Origin of the sequence: Geminocystis sp., from assembly GCF_041753295.1 — a bacterium.
Classification (GTDB): Bacteria; Cyanobacteriota; Cyanobacteriia; order Cyanobacteriales; family Cyanobacteriaceae; genus Geminocystis.
This window is the reverse complement of sequence record NZ_JBGSUU010000104.1, coordinates 35,416-52,164: the sequence shown is the minus strand read 5'-3', so window position 1 is coordinate 52,164 and position 16,749 is coordinate 35,416. Positions and strand designations below refer to the sequence as shown.

15 protein-coding genes are annotated in these 16,749 nt (G+C 33.2%); 3 read left to right on the top strand and 12 right to left on the bottom strand.

Annotated features, from left to right (window positions below; genetic code table 11):
• Positions 1 to 54: 54 nt before the first annotated feature.
• The 5 genes from ACEW8E_RS11855 to ACEW8E_RS11835 form a co-directional block, all read right to left on the bottom strand.
• Positions 55 to 1,353, bottom strand: a complete 1,299-nt coding sequence (locus tag ACEW8E_RS11855) for a glycosyltransferase (RefSeq protein ID WP_373480553.1) — start codon at positions 1,351 to 1,353, stop codon at positions 55 to 57.
• The gene (locus ACEW8E_RS11850; RefSeq protein ID WP_373480552.1) at positions 1,350 to 2,399 is read right to left on the bottom strand and encodes a glycosyltransferase family 4 protein; all 1,050 of its coding nucleotides are present in this window, start codon (positions 2,397 to 2,399) and stop codon (positions 1,350 to 1,352) included. Before ACEW8E_RS11850 ends, ACEW8E_RS11855 begins: the two co-directional genes overlap by 4 nt.
• Entirely contained in the window at positions 2,396 to 3,784 is a 1,389-nt protein-coding gene (locus tag ACEW8E_RS11845) for a methyltransferase domain-containing protein (RefSeq protein ID WP_373480551.1), read from the bottom strand. The genes ACEW8E_RS11850 and ACEW8E_RS11845 overlap by 4 nt, the downstream gene beginning before the upstream one ends.
• Positions 3,785 to 4,003: 219 nt before the next feature.
• The gene (locus ACEW8E_RS11840) at positions 4,004 to 5,329 is read right to left on the bottom strand and encodes a DUF4214 domain-containing protein (RefSeq protein WP_373480550.1); all 1,326 of its coding nucleotides are present in this window, start codon (positions 5,327 to 5,329) and stop codon (positions 4,004 to 4,006) included.
• Positions 5,330 to 5,447: 118 nt separating this feature from the next.
• Positions 5,448 to 7,247: an ABC transporter ATP-binding protein gene (locus ACEW8E_RS11835; RefSeq protein WP_373480549.1), complete on the bottom strand. Its 1,800-nt coding sequence runs from the start codon at positions 7,245 to 7,247 to the stop codon at positions 5,448 to 5,450.
• Between the two features lie 284 nt (positions 7,248 to 7,531).
• On the opposite strand from ACEW8E_RS11835, the gene guaA reads away from it, so the two are divergent.
• Together guaA and msrA are read left to right on the top strand one after the other, a co-directional pair.
• Entirely contained in the window at positions 7,532 to 9,079 is a 1,548-nt protein-coding gene (gene guaA, locus ACEW8E_RS11830; protein WP_373480591.1) for a glutamine-hydrolyzing GMP synthase, read from the top strand.
• A gap of 86 nt (positions 9,080 to 9,165) precedes the next feature.
• On the top strand, positions 9,166 to 9,819 hold the full coding sequence (gene msrA / locus ACEW8E_RS11825; protein WP_373480548.1) for a peptide-methionine (S)-S-oxide reductase MsrA: 654 nt from the start codon (positions 9,166 to 9,168) through the stop codon (positions 9,817 to 9,819).
• A gap of 46 nt (positions 9,820 to 9,865) precedes the next feature.
• Here msrA and ACEW8E_RS11820 read toward each other — a convergent pair whose 3' ends face one another.
• The 7 genes from ACEW8E_RS11820 to ACEW8E_RS11790 all read right to left on the bottom strand — a co-directional run bounded on the left by ACEW8E_RS11820 (position 9,866) and on the right by ACEW8E_RS11790 (position 15,773).
• Complete coding sequence (locus ACEW8E_RS11820) at positions 9,866 to 10,486, bottom strand: heme-copper oxidase subunit III (RefSeq protein ID WP_373480547.1); 621 nt, start codon at positions 10,484 to 10,486, stop codon at positions 9,866 to 9,868.
• A 103-nt stretch (positions 10,487 to 10,589) separates the two neighbouring features.
• A complete protein-coding gene (gene ctaD / locus ACEW8E_RS11815) occupies positions 10,590 to 12,242 on the bottom strand; it encodes a cytochrome c oxidase subunit I (protein WP_373480546.1) in 1,653 nt (550 codons plus the stop codon).
• Between the two features lie 58 nt (positions 12,243 to 12,300).
• Positions 12,301 to 13,251 (bottom strand): cytochrome c oxidase subunit II, encoded by a 951-nt coding sequence (locus ACEW8E_RS11810; protein WP_373480545.1) that lies wholly within the window; start codon positions 13,249 to 13,251, stop codon positions 12,301 to 12,303.
• Positions 13,252 to 13,386: 135 nt separating this feature from the next.
• Entirely contained in the window at positions 13,387 to 13,821 is a 435-nt protein-coding gene (gene aroH / locus ACEW8E_RS11805) for a chorismate mutase (RefSeq protein ID WP_373480544.1), read from the bottom strand.
• Positions 13,822 to 13,827: 6 nt separating this feature from the next.
• Positions 13,828 to 14,649, bottom strand: coding sequence for a signal peptide peptidase SppA (gene sppA, locus ACEW8E_RS11800; protein WP_373480543.1), 822 nt, complete (start codon positions 14,647 to 14,649; stop codon positions 13,828 to 13,830).
• An 80-nt stretch (positions 14,650 to 14,729) separates the two neighbouring features.
• The gene (gene nth, locus ACEW8E_RS11795; protein ID WP_373480542.1) at positions 14,730 to 15,374 is read right to left on the bottom strand and encodes an endonuclease III; all 645 of its coding nucleotides are present in this window, start codon (positions 15,372 to 15,374) and stop codon (positions 14,730 to 14,732) included.
• A 60-nt stretch (positions 15,375 to 15,434) separates the two neighbouring features.
• Positions 15,435 to 15,773: a P-II family nitrogen regulator gene (locus ACEW8E_RS11790; RefSeq protein ID WP_373480541.1), complete on the bottom strand. Its 339-nt coding sequence runs from the start codon at positions 15,771 to 15,773 to the stop codon at positions 15,435 to 15,437.
• Positions 15,774 to 16,301: 528 nt separating this feature from the next.
• Here ACEW8E_RS11790 and ACEW8E_RS11785 point away from each other — a divergent pair.
• Positions 16,302 to 16,742 carry a CAAD domain-containing protein gene (locus tag ACEW8E_RS11785; protein WP_373480540.1) on the top strand — a complete coding sequence of 147 codons (441 nt, stop codon included), beginning with the start codon at positions 16,302 to 16,304 and terminating at the stop codon, positions 16,740 to 16,742.
• The last annotated feature ends 7 nt before the right edge of the window (positions 16,743 to 16,749 follow it).

The window sequence follows — 16,749 nt, the reverse complement described above, 5'->3', positions numbered from 1 at the left end:
GACAAAATATTTATAACAGACTTAAATCTCTTGTTTTAATAAAAATAAGAATGATTATTTCTTTTGATTAAAAGTGATAAATTTTATAGCTTCACTGACATTATCTAAACTTGAATTTGAGAGAAGATTTGGGTTAAGATAATTCAATTCTGATGATACTCTTTTAATTATGCGATTGATACTAGACTGACATCTATATTGACAAACTTGGGTAGCAAAATCAACAATAGCTTGGGCGTATAATTGAGGATGATGATCAGTTTCTAAGATTTTTTTCCCTTCTATTCCCTTGTTTTTATATTCTTGGGGATTATCTAAGAAATTTTGTAAATGTTGATGAATGTCCTTTATTTCATGATCGTGTCTGACAAAAGCAACAGCAGAGGGGTTTAAATTACCATACCAACCAATTTTTGTAACAAGGGAAGGTAAACCATGACTCCAAAGGCGCAATTGACTTCCTGATGCTTCTCCCATGGTAGGGTAACGTAAATTAATTCCTAGATGGGAATTTGATAAAGCTAAATCTAATTCTTTATGGGAGACAAAACCATGTATGGTGACTAATTTTTCTAAACCTAATATTTCAATTTGTTTTTTGACATATTTTTCATCCCACAATTGCCCATAAATATTTAAGCGAAAACTATCTTTTTGTTTAAACTCAGATAATGCTTGTAAGATTGCATCTAAACGCCGATTTTTACCGATAAAACCGAAGATAATTAATTTGTAGGGTTTTTCTTGGTTTTGTTCATTATTATCAGAAATAAACTCATTATTAACGTAGGGTAAAGGAGTATATGCTGTTAACCATTTATTTTCTTGAGAAAGGGAAAGATAAACATTTCTATTATGGCTAATGACTCCCAAAGCATTTTCTAACACTAAAGGAGTAAGGGGATAATTTTCCGCCATAAACTCCATGGAATAATGACCATTAAGAAATAATCTAGCGTTTTCTCCCCCTTCTTGTCCATAGGTATCCTTCATTTGTTGAATGTAATTATTTTTATCAGAATTCAACATATAGAAAAAATCCTGTAACTTTTCATCATGCAAAATTACTATACTCGGAAATTGTCGGCTAATGTGCCATATTTCTCCATGAAAACTAGCATTATTACCAATATGATAAATGTTGACATCTCCTTGATTTAATTCAAACCACGGCATTTCTTCTAATTTATATTGTTTAACAGAAGCATACTTTTCTATTTCTTTACTCCATTCCTGTTGATTTGTCCAAAGAGTTACATTAGCTTTACTTTGTAAATAAGGAATTATTCTTTGGGTATAATTAGCTATATCTGTTTTTTTTTGTGGTAAGGGTGAAAACCAATTTATTCTCATATTGTTGTTAATTTTTCCACTACATTTGACCAAGTAATATTTAAAGAGTCATAATATTTTCTGGCATTTTTTCCCATTATGGTTGATTTACTGGGATTTTCCCATAATTTATCCATCGCTTGGGCTAAAGCTAAGGAATTTGACTCCGCAATAATGCCTGTTTCTTGATTTATCAAAAATTCTAACGGACCGCCTGAATCACTACAACTAATTACAGGTTTTGATGATAACATTCCTTCTAAGGTTACATAGCCATAATCTTCGTCAAAAGGAGGGTATAATACCCCCAAACATTCAGCGTAATATTTTAATTTTTCTTCTTCGGAAATTCTACCTAAAAAAATCGCCTGATGAGATATACCTAGTTTTTCCGCCATTTCTTTCAATTCTTGATCATATTTCCCATCATCTGCACTCCCCGCAAAAACAACTTTTACCGAGTGATGAGTTTTGGCGATCGCCTCTAAGATTAATTCTTGTCTTTTAATTTTCGTCAAGCGACTGGGGAAAAAAAAGTAACTTTGGGAATTATGAGAATAAAATCCATGAGCATTTTTAGGGGGATGATAAAGAGGAGTTGAGTCAACATTATTAAATTTTTTCAGTCTTTTTGCTACATTTTGAGAATTAGCATAGATTTTACGACACTCGTCAAAAGCATTATTATCACCATTAATAATAGTATCTCGAATTTGCTGTCCGTCTGGATTATATTGTAAACCACATACAGGATTATTCCATAAATCATAGGCATCTCGATGTTGATGTAACAACCAAACTACCTTATTAGGATGAGGAGTTAAATAAGCTGGAAATTTCAAAGGAATAACAAGATTGATTTTTTGCCCACAGGATTCTGTAACATCTAAAAGACGAAACATTAACATTGTGTCTAAAATTCTTTGATTTGGATAAGTTTTAAAAGGAATAGTGACTAACTCAGCCTCATAACCAAATTCTTTTAAGGCTTTTACTAAAGATTCTGCATGAATTTCTGCTCCTCCCATGATAAAAGGTGCAGATACGGAAAGAACTACAATTTTCATGGTTTATATCCTATCACAGCGTAATCTTGAGAACAATAAAAGTATTCATTAAATCGATGTGCTAATTCTCCTCCATCGATTTTTTGATCTGATATAGGATGAAGATTCATAATTTCTACATTGATAAAGCCTATAGATTCTACCAAAAATTTGATCATTACACTAGGTAAAGGATTACGATGAGTAGGATCGATATAAAAATTACGACTTCCTACTAAGACATTATCAGGATTTGGTGTTTCAAAAATAATTAATCCTCCAGACTTCAAAGCGCGTAAACTTTCAGCTAATAATTCCCATAAAATATTAAACGGTAAATGTTCTATAAGATGAAACCCCGTAATTAAATTTAAACTTTCCTTAGATAAAGATTTTAAATAATCCACACAATCTTGATTAATAACATCAAATCCTCTAGCACAACATTCACTTACCATTATTTTATTAAGATCAATACCCTTCGCATTATATTTATAGTCTTTTAATACTTCTAACCATTCTCCCCTTCCGCATCCAATATCTAAAATTTGAGACTCTAAACCATTAATATTTAATTTCTGTAATAAAGATAAATAATCTGTTTTTTGTTGTTCTTTAATATCCTCTCTTTTTCCTCTAAATTTATTTTCTAAAGCTAAATAAAAACTATCTAAATAATTAAATTTTTCTTTACCTATTTTTTTGATTTGTTGATTTAATACTTTTTGATTTTTATTCCCTGATAATTGATTTAAAAATATATTTATTAACTGTTTTTGTTGAATTAAATCTTCCTGCAAATAAATAGTTTTATAAAAAATATCTTCTTGTTTTTGTTCTAAATTATTTATTTCTTGACTGTGTTTTTGCTCTAAGTTATTAACTTTTTCGCTATATTTTTGTTCTAAATTATTTATTTCTTGACTATGTTTTTGCTCTAAATTATTTATTTTTTTTTCTAAATCTTTATATTTATTTTGAAAATCTGAACTAATAAATTTAACAGTATTTAACTCTTCTTGAGATGTAGAAGTAATGGACTTTATTTGTTCTAAAATTATTTGATTAAGTTTAACAGATTCTTCTAAAGCACTTAAAATATTAAAATTTACTTCTCTTTGATCTCTAAATAAAAAATTGAAAATATTAAAAAAAATAATGCCAAAAGGTTTAAGTAATATAAAAGGAAATTTATTTAAAGAATTAGGCCAACTATCTCTTATTTCAGCTCTTGATTTTGCAGTATTTATAAAGCCTTGAAAATATTTAATTTGTTCTTGAATATTACTCCAAATAACATTTTCTTGAGAATGTAAAGTTATTTGAGCTTGTAAAAATTGCATTTCAGAAATAATTTTTTCCTTAATTTCTCTCTCATTAATACTCGGAATATTAATTTTTAACATAGGTAATGTTTATTTTAAATTGATTAATTAGAGGTTGTATAATTTTTAATTTATTCACAAGACTCTAATTAAATTTGAATCAAAAGAAGACATGAAATCATGATTAAACTTAGTAAATAAATCCTGAGTTTATTAGTAATTCTATGGGCAACTCAGGTTAAAATTATACAAGATTTGATAATATTTATCTAAAAAAATAGAATATATTATCAAAAAATACTATGATGAGAATACGCTTAATGCAGTATCAGCATTCCCTTGCAGTGAAATAAAGTTATCAAAAGGTTCTAACCAATTTCGTCCGAATGCTTCTCCAGTACTTCCACTATAAGCATTGATTTCACCTTGAGTGTTAATAGATCGAGAAAACAAGTCTGCACTGGTAATTTTATTCCGTAACACAATAATATCTTGATTCTGAGCACCTAATGCTACTTCTAAAGCGAAAGTTGCTAGGGTAACACCACCATTATTAAGTTGAGTTGTCCAAAAGTTTAAACCACTTGCTTCTGCGTCTCTACCGAAGGCAAAGTTATAAACTTGATTCACTTTATCACTATTACTAAGACCACCAAATAAACGATTAGCTTCGGCAGAATTGCCAAAATCATTAACGATTCGATCATAAGTAGTTTGCTCACTTCCCGTCAGAATATCTCCATTACGAGGAGAATAATTCACGTTTCCGTTTCCTAGGGTTTGATTCCAAAAATTAACACCACTAGGATCGCCAGGACGACCATAATAGGCTACATAAGCAATTTGTGCCGTTCCTCGTTGTAAAGTTAGGGGACTGGTATTTGTGCTGGTAGGATTATCTTGAAGATAGTTAGCAGCAATACTATAGTCATATCCAGTATTTGATAAGTTTTCAATTTGAACAAAACCTCTACCTGTTTCAACGGGTACATTGATAAAGCCCGTTTGTCCGATGACTTCTTTTTGTGTTAGCAGTAAATCTCTGGTATCAAAAATACCGTTACTATTGGTATCATCAAAAACCTTAATATTAAATTGAGAATCACTTGCATTAGTTGTTATTTGACCGAAAATTGTTCCATTAGCTGAAGTTGTATATTCAATAGCATCAAATTGTCTGTTTTGAGGAAAGGTAGTAATACCTCTAAGGAAATCCGAAAAAAAACGTTGATTATTGGGTGATAAATTAATGGCAGTTTGTGTGGAAGATAATCCTTCTGTCATAGTTAGGGAAAGATCGTAATCAATGCTGTTACCGTCAAATCGAACTACTTTCACAAAATAATCTGAAGCAGTCTCGATTCTTTTAATTACTTCTTCCTGTGTCCCTGTTCTACTTGATCCGTCAAGTAAAGAGTCAGTAGCGTCTAATATGCCATTAAAGTTACTGTCTTCATATAATTCTATATCCGCATCTCCTCCAATTATGTTAAAGAGATTTACATTAATGACAGAATCATTATTTTCTAAACGAAAAAAGAAAGTATCATTATTGTCTAACTGAGTCAGATTTCCACTGGATGTAAAAAAATCCCCATCAATTACCCCGAAATTAAAATTAGCCATAATAAAAATTGTCTTAATAAATTAAAATGCTAGGTTTAAATAGCATAGTAAAAGCGTAGCACAAAAAAATTAAATTAAGGGAAGTTGCAATAATTTGATACATTAATATATTTAACTTTTATTTACTACTATTAGTTAACATTTGCAATTTATATAAACTGGCATATAAACCATTTTCTGTTAATAATTGATCATGACTACCTGACTCGATTAATTCTCCATTTTTTAATACTAAAATTTTGTCAACATTACGAATAGTAGAAAGACGGTGAGCGATAATAATAGCAGTTTTATTGACTAAAAGTTTGTCTAAAGCTGCTTGAGTATCTGCTTCTGTTGCTACATCTAAACTAGAAGTTGCTTCATCTAAAACTAAAATATTAGGGTTACGAATAGCGACTCTAGCGAAGGCTAAAAGTTGTTTTTGTCCTCCTGAAAGATTCGCACCTCTTTCTCTTAATTGAGTATCATATCCTTGGGGTAATTTATCAATAAATTTATCAATATTAGTAATTTTTGCTGCTTCTTGAATCTCATTAAAACTATATTCTTCTCCTAAAGTTATATTTCGTTGTACGTCTCCCACAAAGATAAAACTTTCTTGTAAAATAACGCCGATATGACATCTTAATTCTGCTTGAGTAATATCTCTGATGTCGATACCATCTACTAAAATTCTTCCTTGAGTTGGTTCATATAATCGACAAAGTAACCTAATTATAGAGCTTTTTCCCGCACCTGTAGGCCCTACTAAAGCAATTTTTTCCCCTGAGTTAATGGTAAAGTTGAGATTTTTTAAGACATATTCATCGGGTTTATAACCAAACCAGACATTTTCAAATTTTATCTGTCCAATTTTTTCTTGTTTTGCGTTAATGTCGAAGCTAATATTATTGTCAGAGTCTTTAATTTCTAAAGGAATACTCATTAATTCGGTAATTCTTTCAATGGCGGTAAATCCCGACTGAAACATAGTAAATTTATCGGCAAATTGTCGCAAAGGATCAAATAATCGTTGAGAATAAAGAATAAATGCTGATAATACTCCGAAGCTGAGTTTATCTTCTAAAACGAATAATCCTCCTAACCATAATACTCCTGCGATGGCCACTAAAGAAATCCATTCCAAAGTTGCAGACACCGCCGAATCATGAAAAATAGTTTTATCAACAGCAACTCGATAACGCTCATTAGCAATATGGAACATTTCACTGTTATATTTTTCTCGTCGAAATAATTGCACAATATTGATACCAACAACGTTTTCTTGCAACATGGAGTTAAGTACAGATAATTCTTCCCTAGCGACATAATTGGCTTTACGGTATTGTCTTTGAAAATAAATAATCAAAGCGGTAACAGGAATTAACATCAAAACTAACATAGAAGCTAATTGCCACTGTAACGTAAACATCGTTAAAATAATGACAAAAATAGCCACTAAATCGCTAAGAATACCGATAGCGCCCGTAGCGAAAACATCCCCCAAGGCTTCTACATCATTAGTAATTCTTGTAACTAATTTACCGACAGGAGTTTTATGGAAAAAACTAGCACCTAAAGAAATGACATGATTAAATAAATCTTCTCGAATAAATGCAGTTATTTCCTGTCCAACTTTTTGCACTAAAAATCCTTGCCATGCTTGAAAAATAGTTCTAATAATAATAGTAAAAAGTAAAATAAAACCTAACAAATTTAAGCCATTGGAGATAGAATAAGAATTTAAAAATGACCATGTAGGTTCTTTTCTTAACAGTGAAATAGCTTGACCAATAAGTAAAGGTTGTACTGCTCCAGCTAAGGATAAAGGAACTAATAAAACTAAAGATATTAATAAAATAGATGAGTTTCGTTTAGCATAAGGGGCAATTTTTAATAATAATCCCCAGTCATTTTCTTTGGTTTTTATATTCATTAATTAATGTAAAATTACCTGATTATTATAAGTTAATTATACCTTTTATTAGGTAGAAAGAAATAATAAAAATTTGACAACATTTATCTAAAAATTTGTCTCTACTAATTCCTAACTACTCATTCCCTGTTATGTTAAAATATTTTAAGCTGAAGAATTGCTGAATATATTTAAAATCCATACATTAAATTTAATTACCCGTGACTATAGCAGACAACATCATTTCTAAAGAACAAGATCAATCCACCACTGACAATGATTCTACCATTGATATTCAACGTCAAATGATCGCTATTCTTGATTTTGGTTCTCAATATTCAGAATTAATCGCCCGTCGCATCCGAGAAACTGAGGTTTATTCTGAAGTTATTTCTTATCGCACTACTGCTGAAAAACTAAAAAAAATTAACCCCAAAGGCATTATTCTTTCAGGTGGCCCTAGTTCGGTATATGATGATTATGCTCCTGTTTGTGATCCTGAAATTTGGCAACTAGGCATCCCTATTTTAGGGGTTTGTTATGGTATGCAACTAATGGTTAAACAATTGGGCGGTAAGGTTGAAAGATCAAAAAGAGGCGAATATGGTAAGGCTTCTTTACATATTGATGATCCTACGGATTTACTCACTAATGTAGAACAAAATTCCACCATGTGGATGAGTCACGGTGATTCTTGTACTCAACTTCCTGACGGTTTTAAAATTCTCGCTCATACTGACAATACTTCTTGTGCTGCGATCGCCAAACATCAAGAAAAACTGTATGGAGTGCAATTTCACCCAGAAGTAATTCATTCTGAATATGGTACAGCATTAATTCGTAATTTTGTTTATCATATCTGTGGTTGCGAACCAACATGGACAACAAAAACTTTTGTGGAAGAGTCTATCAAAGAAATTCGAGCCAGAGTGGGGGATAAACGAGTATTATTAGCATTGTCTGGTGGTGTGGATTCTTCTACCCTTGCTTTTTTGCTCCATGAAGCTATCGGAAATCAACTTACTTGTATGTTTATTGATCAAGGTTTTATGCGCAAAGGTGAACCAGAAAGGCTGGTAGAAATTTTTGATAACCAGTTTCACATCAATGTTCAATACGTTAATGCAAGAGATAGATTTATTGATAAACTAGCAGGAGTAACAGATCCAGAAGAAAAACGTCGCTTAATTGGTCATGAATTTATCCAAGTATTTGAGGAAGAATCTAACCGTTTAGGACCTTTTGACTATTTAGCTCAAGGTACATTATACCCCGATGTGATCGAATCAGCCGATACCAATGTAGATCCTAAAACTGGTGAAAGAGTTGCGGTAAAAATTAAGAGTCATCATAATGTGGGTGGTTTGCCAAAAAATCTACGGTTTAAATTAGTCGAACCTCTGCGCAAATTATTTAAAGATGAAGTACGCAAAGTAGGTAGATCTATTGGACTGCCTGAAGAAATCGTCTCTCGTCATCCTTTCCCCGGCCCTGGTTTAGCTATTCGCATTTTAGGAGATGTCACGGCTGAAAAATTAAATATCCTTCGTGATGCTGATTTTGTCGTTAGAGATGAGATCAAAAAATGGGATATGTATCATGATTTTTGGCAAGCATTTGCGGTGTTATTACCTGTTAAAAGTGTTGGTGTTATGGGAGATAAACGAACCTATGCTTTCCCCGTGGTTTTGCGTTTAATTACCAGTGAAGATGGTATGACGGCGGATTGGTCAAGAGCACCTTATGATTTATTAGAAGCTATATCTAATCGCATTGTTAATGAGGTAAAAGGGGTTAATCGTGTTGTTTATGACATTACTTCTAAACCTCCCGGTACTATAGAATGGGAATAGTATCTTTCTCCGTGGGTTATGGTGACTTTTCCCACAACTTGAGGAAGGAAACAAAATTATTAATTATTCATTAGCCATCATTCATTATGTTTTTATTTGGACTCGGAGACAAAAAATCAACTTTACCTACTCCTTCCGAAGCGTTACCCGGAAGAAGTAAGACAATGCCTATTCCCTCTCAACACTACGTTAACGGTAATTCCATGAAGCCGCCTTATCCTGAAAATATGGAAGTAGCAATGTTTGGTATGGGCTGTTTTTGGGGGGCAGAAAAAAAATTCTGGCTACTAGAAAAAGGCATTTATATCACTGCGGTGGGTTATGCTGCTGGTTTTACCCCAAATCCTACCTATGAAGAGGTTTGTAGTGGTAGAACAGGTCATAATGAGGTGGTAAAGGTGGTTTATGACCCTAAGATTATTTCTTATGAAACTCTTTTAAAAGTTTTCTGGGAAAATCATAACCCAACTCAGGGAATGCGTCAAGGAAATGATAAAGGTACTCAGTATCGCTCAGGTATTTATACTTATTCTGATGAGCAACAAATCCTAGCAGAAAAATCCAAAACTGTATTTCAAGAGGAGTTAAAAAAAGCAGGTTATGAGGAAATTACTACGGAAGTTATTTCCGCTCCTGAATTTTATTTTGCTGAAGGTTATCATCAACAATACCTTGCTAAAAATCCTAATGGTTATTGCGGATTAGGTGGTACTAATGTTTCTTGTCCTTCTTTCAATTAAATAACTGATTCTATTGGTTAAAGGGGCAATTTATGCCCCTAAATACTTATTGTAAAGGTAATAAATACACCAGAATAAATAAAATTATCCAAATAACATCGACGAAATGCCAATATAATTCCGATGCTTCTACTCCGAAATGTTTATTACTAGAATAATGATTTTCTCCTCTTGATCTCCACAATACAGCTAGAATAAAGAATAATCCGAGGGTAACGTGTAAACCATGAAAACCAGTCAACACATAAAAACAACTGGTAAAAAGATTATCCGTTAAACCAAAGCCCGTATGAGCATATTCGTAAAGTTGTCCGCCCAAGAAGATAACACCCATAAGAGCTGTTATGCCAAACCATAGTTGTAACCCTTTGACATCATTATTTTTAATACAACTTTGCCCTTTGTGCATGACAAAGCTACTAGAAATAAGGATAATACTGTTAATACTGGGTAAAAGTAACTCTAATTCTATGCCATCCATAGGCCATTCGGGGAGAGTAGAATAGTAAATCATATAACCACTGAAAAGACCAAAAAAGATCATACTTTCAGAGATAAGAAATAATACTAATCCAAACATCCGATGATCTGGATGTCCATGAGAGTGAGATTCGGCTTCTTTTTCGTAACCAACGGTAAGTTGAGAGTCAATAGCTGGACTTTGCATAATTTTTCATTAATTGTGATTTGGATTTGCCCCCTACCTTCGATTCTGGGGAAGAAATATCGTGATTTAAAGTCCCCAATATCGGAAAGGAGGCTTGAGAGAGCTACTTAGCACTGACATCGGCTAACATATCCGACACACTTTCTTCTTCTTGCTCTTCATCGTCAATACCATAGTCATAAGGACCACTCCATAAAACTGGTTCTTCTTCAAAGTTTTCGATGATAGGTGGTGAAGCTGTTTGCCATTCAAGAGTTAACGCTCTCCAAGGATTACGCTCGGCTTGTGTGCCTTTTGCTAAACTCCAAATCACATTAATGATAAAAGGAAGAGTTGACACCGCCATAACGTAAGCACCAGCCGTACTTAATAAATTCAAAGGTTGAAATTGCACATCATATAAAGCGATACGACGATTCATCCCCATTAAACCTAATTGGTGCATGGGCATAAAAGTAATATTTAAACCAATGAAAGTTAAAATAAAATGTAATTGACCTAAACCTTCATTGTAATTTTTACCAGTCATTTTCGGAAACCAGTGATAAAAGCCCGAAAATAGAGCTAGTGCTGATCCACCAAATAATACATAGTGGAAATGCCCTACAATAAAATAAGTATCATGGACATGAATATCGAAAGGTACAGAAGCTACCATGACTCCTGTTAACCCACCAATGAGAAAAGATGACACAAAGCCCATGGCAAATAACATAGGGCTATTTAGCTCAATTTTGCCACCCCAAAGTGTAGCACACCAACTAAAAATCTTGATCCCCGTTGGTACGGCAATTAACATCGTTGTTGCCATAAAAAACATTCTTAACCATCCGGGTGTACCACTGGTAAACATATGATGCGCCCACACAATTAACCCTAAGAAACTAATGGCTAAACTAGAATAGGCGATCGCACGATAACCAAAAATAGGTTTACGAGAATGTACAGGAATCACTTCAGAAATTACACCAAAAAATGGCATAATCATAATATATACAGCAGGATGAGAGTAAAACCAGAAAAGATGTTGATATACCACAGGATCACCTCCTCCTGTAGGATTAAAGAAACTTGTACCAGCGATTAAGTCGAAGGAAAGTAAAATTAATGCTCCAGCTAATACGGGAGTGGAAAGTATAATTAAGGCAGAAGTTGCTAACATTGCCCAACAAAATAAAGGCATACTGTGCAAATCCATATCTTTAATCCGCATTTTAAGGATAGTAGTCGCAAAGTTGATACCTCCTAAAATAGAAGATGTACCTAACAAAAGTACACTCACAATCCAAATTTCTTCCCCCCATTTACCACTCATTAAACTTAAAGGAGGGTAAGATGTCCAACCTGATTGAGGGGCACCCACTAAAAAGCTACTTAATAATAGCACTCCCCCCGGAGGTACTAACCAAAAAGCAACAGCATTTAAACGGGGAAAAGCCATATCTTCAGCGCCTATCATTAAGGGGATAAGATAATTAGCAAAAGCCGCTCCTGCTGGTACAATCCATAAAAAGATCATAATCGTACCATGAAGGGTGAAAAGTTGGTTATACAACTCTGGTGATACAATATCAGGATCTGGTGTGGCTAATTCTGTTCGTACTACTTCAGCAAATGCACCACCGATAAAATAGAATAAGAAAGAAGTAACTAAATACTGAATACCAATAACTTTATGATCTGTATTAAAGGTAAAGTAGTCTCTTAATTTCCTTTCTTTGTGTTGAGATTTTTCCGAAACTATGTTAGTTGTCATAAGTGCTGAATAAAAATGTATTTCTGAGAAAACTAAACAGATGTGATTATATTTATTATTAACGATGGAGTTGAGCAAGAGTTTCAGAATTTACTCCCAAGTGATGAGAGTGCATTTCTAAACGAGATTCTTTTGTCATGGGTTTTGTAATCATTGCCATTGTATCTGCTTTTTCCTGAGCACTAGCAAAGGTATTTTCTTGTATCCATTTTTGGTAATCTTCTTCACTTTCTACATGAAGAGTGGTTTTCATACCGCCATGATATGCTCCACATAATTCTGCACAGATAATAGGATAGTCGCCAATTCTATTAGCATTAAATGCAAAAGTTGATTCTCTACCCGGTAATACATCTTGCTTTAACCTAAGTTGAGGTACCCAAAAAGCATGAATAACATCTCCTGCCTTCATATTTAGTTTGATTTGCTTATTTATCGGTACGTGAAGTTCACCCGACACTACACCAGAATCAGGATAAGTAAAAATCCATGCGTATTGAATCCCATTAACATCTACTTCTATATCTGCGTTAGCGTTACCAATTCCTAAAGATAAATGTCCTTGATGGGGATTAAAAGCAACCATTTTTCCTTGATTCTGATTGTCAGCCATTTGCATTTCTTCTTGAGGAAAATCTCTCGATGTTTCTGAATCTAAGCCGCCAAGATTGTTATACACTTCAAAGCTATAAAGTGCCAAAATAAATACAATCACCGTCGGTATAGCAGTCCAAACTATTTCTAAGGGTACATTACCTTCGATACCTGGACCATCGGTTTTATCTCCTTTTTGACGACGAAATTTAAAAATAGAGTAAACCAAAACTCCTTGTACTATTAAAAATAAGCCTGTGGCAATAGTCATCATTAGATTAAATAAATCATCAACTTCTGCTGCACCTTGAGAGGCTTCTATGGGCATTAAGCCGTGATTTTGTCCATACCACAAGCTGATTAAGGTTAGCAATATACCTGCTATCAGTGTGATAATATTACCCGGAATATTCACTGTTATTAATCCTATCGATTATTATAAACTTCTCTCTTTTAGGATAAGATATATTTCTCTTTCTGTGGCAATCTCTTCAGAAATTGATGATAATTATAATTACATTTCATCTCATCGGGGGAATACCATTCGCGCTTACTCATTACTCAAAAAGGCGTGGGTTAAACTTAAATCAGGGCGTAATTTTTCTGCTTTTCTCAAATAAGAATGATAAATTTCTGATTGTGGTTTAGCTGTATTGAGATAAATTAAAACTCGAATACATTTGGCTAAACTACCTTTTACTTGCATCTGTTGTATATCTAATAGCGGTATATTTGTCCATTGAGGGCTTTCTCTGGCGATGGCAGCGGGAAAAACTGCATCTAAATCAGGGGTAACGGTAAAAATAACACTAACAACATTTTCATAATCTAATTGGTTACGGGATTCAATGTCAGTTAATAACTCCATAACAGCCTCTCTCATGGCTTCTTTAGTATTCACTTCGACAGTAATCGCACCTCGAATTGCTCGTACTTTTGTCATTAACTGTTGATTCATTTTTCCAGTAAATTGCAAATTTTCCATGATAGATTAAGGACGATATAACCATAAAGGTTGCCCACTGGTAGCCAATTCAAATTCTAACCAATTCATAGCAGATCCTACCCCTGATTTTACCTGACTACGACCATTTAGAAAACGATTAACAAAAGATTTTGGTTGTTCGATGGTTTCACATTCTGTCTTATCAGGATCTAGTTTTACTAATTCACAAGCCCAGCGAAAGGCATCTTTTTCACTACCTAAGCGATCAACTAATCCTAATTCTAAAGCCTGTTGACCACTAAAAATACGACCATCTGCAAAACTTCTTACTGTTTCAAGACTTAATTTTCTGCCCTCGGCAACCGTTGCGACAAATTGCTCATAAGTACTATCAATCAACTGTTGTAAAATATTTTCTTCCTCATTAGTTAAATCTCGATCAAAGGATAAAATGTCTTTATAAGGTCCAGATTTGATCACTTTAAAAGAAACCCCAACTCTATCTAACAATTTTTGTAAATTATTTCCTCGAATAATCACCCCAACACTACCTGTAATCGTACCCGGATTAGAAACAATGTGATTTGCACCAACTCCCACATAAACCCCACCAGAAGCGGAAATATTACCAAAACTTGCTACGATTTTGATTTTTTCCCCTAATTTTTTTAACGCCGAATAAATTTCTTGGGAATCAGCAACCGTACCACCGGGTGAATCAATGCGTAATAATAGCGCAGGATATTTTTTTTCTTCTACCACTTCCAAGGCTTCTAATACTTGTTCACGAGTTCCAGATGCGATCGCACCATTAATTTCAATTCGAGCAATTTGTTTTTTAGATGATGGTTTAAAGGGCCAAATCATTATAAATATTTAGTGTGTGTATGTAATAGAAATTATTATTTTAATCAGCATATCATTATAACAATGAACAATTATTATTACTAAGAATTTCTCTTAAAATAAGTACATAAATGAGCCAATGTACATTCACAACACTGAGGTTTACGAGCATTACATACAGCTCTACCATGATAAATAATACTAATAGAAAAAATCTCCCATTCTGGTGGTGGAATTAATTTCATTAAATCTTGTTCAATTTGTACGGGATTATCTTTTTTCGTCAATCCTAGACGGTTACTGAGCCTTTTTACATGGGTATCCACTGTTACCCCTTCGATGATACCAAAACCGTGAGCTAAGACAACATTAGCGGTTTTTCTAGCAACTCCTGCCAAACTTAATAATTCTGGCATTGTCTGAGGCACATTACCGTTAAAATCATTAACTATTTTGAGACAAGCATTTTGAATATTTTTGGCTTTATTACGATAAAAACCAGTGGAATGAATTAATATCTCAATTTCTTCTCTATCACCCCTCGCAAAACTTGGAGCATCGGGAAATCTATTAAATAATGCTGGAGTAACTTTATTAACTCTTTCATCGGTACATTGTGCCGATAAGATTGTCGCTACTAAAAGTTGTAAAGGAGTTTCATAATCAAGGCTACAGGTAGCATTGGGGTAGAGTTGCTTAAGAATGGTTAAAATTTCTAAGGCTTTTTTTTTCTGACTAATTCTCATCAATAAAATGGGTGGTGGTGGGGGTAAGATAAAATTACCCCTACACAACCTTAAGATTGGTTAAATCGCTTCTAAGTTTTTCTCTCCAGTTCTGATACGGATAGTTTCTTCTACAGGAGAGATAAATATTTTGCCGTCGCCGATTTCCCCAGTGCGGGATGCTTGGACAACTTTATCTACAACCATGTCAACTTGATTGTCTTCTACTACAATTTCAATTTTGAGCTTTTGTAGAAACTCAACGGTATATTCTGAACCACGATAACGCTCAGTTTGCCCTTTTTGACGACCAAAACCACGGACCTCAGAAACAGTCATTCCCACGATTCCAGCGTTAACTAAGGCGATTTTGACTTCATCTAGTTTAAAAGGACGAATAATAGCTTCTATCTTTTTCAAATTGATAACTCCTCTATTTTTATTTATATATAGCTTATACAATTTTCCTGTTATTTTTTAACACTCTTACCTGACCAATTTTTGTAAAAGTGATTACATTTAGGGAATTGTTAAGAAACAATATAGTATAGCTAGAAACTATAAACTATTCCAATATATTAGTTTTTCGTTATTTTAAGATAATAACAATAAAGTTGAAAACTATTGCACGTTTCGTTAAATAGTTTTAAAAATCTATACACTTATTAAAATTTTTCGTAATACCTGATAGGTAATATTTATATAAAATTAGTAATAAAATAAATACTATATTGTTGTAGTTTAAGCTGTTTTGTGATTAGTTATCTTACTCCGTATTGCTTATGAGATAAGTAATGTAAAAAAATGTAGATAATTTACCAAAAATATAGTGTAATAACAATAATAAAAGTCAATAAAATTTATTGTCTAGTATAAAATCTGGCAAGAATCAGTAAATATAGTTATGCTGACGAAAACAGAACTATCTTAAATTAGGAGATATATTGTATGGAATCTCAAACTTACGAACAAGAAAATCAAATTAACCAAATTTCACAATTCGAGGAAGATATACCCGGTGTAATTACCCCAGCGAAAATGTCTTCTACTTCTAGTGATGATCAAAATTGGCAAGAATGGGTGGACGTTGTAGTAGATTTTTTAGCGAAAGTACCTGAACAATTAGGTAGCTTTTTTTCTGATTATAAACAACCTTTAACTACCCTAGGTTTAATTATCACTGCGGCTATTACTGTTTATATTACTTTATCTGTATTAGATGCTATTGATCATATTCCTCTTCTATCCTCTATTTTAGAATTAGTTGGTTTAGGGTATAGTGCTTGGTTTGTTACTCGTTATTTACTTAAGGCTTCTACTCGTCAAGAGTTATTTGCTGAATTTGATGGCTTAAAACAACAAGTATTAGGTGAAAAAACTCACGGTTAGGAATAGC

Coding starts and splice junctions, on each gene's coding strand:
- ACEW8E_RS11855 (WP_373480553.1), bottom strand. CDS start 1,353: ATGAGAATAAATTGGTTTTCACCCTTACCACAAAAAAAAACAGATATA.
- ACEW8E_RS11850 (WP_373480552.1), bottom strand. CDS start 2,399: ATGAAAATTGTAGTTCTTTCCGTATCTGCACCTTTTATCATGGGAGGA.
- ACEW8E_RS11845 (WP_373480551.1), bottom strand. CDS start 3,784: ATGTTAAAAATTAATATTCCGAGTATTAATGAGAGAGAAATTAAGGAA.
- ACEW8E_RS11840 (WP_373480550.1), bottom strand. CDS start 5,329: ATGGCTAATTTTAATTTCGGGGTAATTGATGGGGATTTTTTTACATCC.
- ACEW8E_RS11835 (WP_373480549.1), bottom strand. CDS start 7,247: ATGAATATAAAAACCAAAGAAAATGACTGGGGATTATTATTAAAAATT.
- guaA (WP_373480591.1), top strand. CDS start 7,532: ATGATCGCTATTCTTGATTTTGGTTCTCAATATTCAGAATTAATCGCC.
- msrA (WP_373480548.1), top strand. CDS start 9,166: ATGTTTTTATTTGGACTCGGAGACAAAAAATCAACTTTACCTACTCCT.
- ACEW8E_RS11820 (WP_373480547.1), bottom strand. CDS start 10,486: ATGCAAAGTCCAGCTATTGACTCTCAACTTACCGTTGGTTACGAAAAA.
- ctaD (WP_373480546.1), bottom strand. CDS start 12,242: ATGACAACTAACATAGTTTCGGAAAAATCTCAACACAAAGAAAGGAAA.
- aroH (WP_373480544.1), bottom strand. CDS start 13,821: ATGGAAAATTTGCAATTTACTGGAAAAATGAATCAACAGTTAATGACA.
- sppA (WP_373480543.1), bottom strand. CDS start 14,649: ATGATTTGGCCCTTTAAACCATCATCTAAAAAACAAATTGCTCGAATT.
- nth (WP_373480542.1), bottom strand. CDS start 15,374: ATGAGAATTAGTCAGAAAAAAAAAGCCTTAGAAATTTTAACCATTCTT.
- ACEW8E_RS11785 (WP_373480540.1), top strand. CDS start 16,302: ATGGAATCTCAAACTTACGAACAAGAAAATCAAATTAACCAAATTTCA.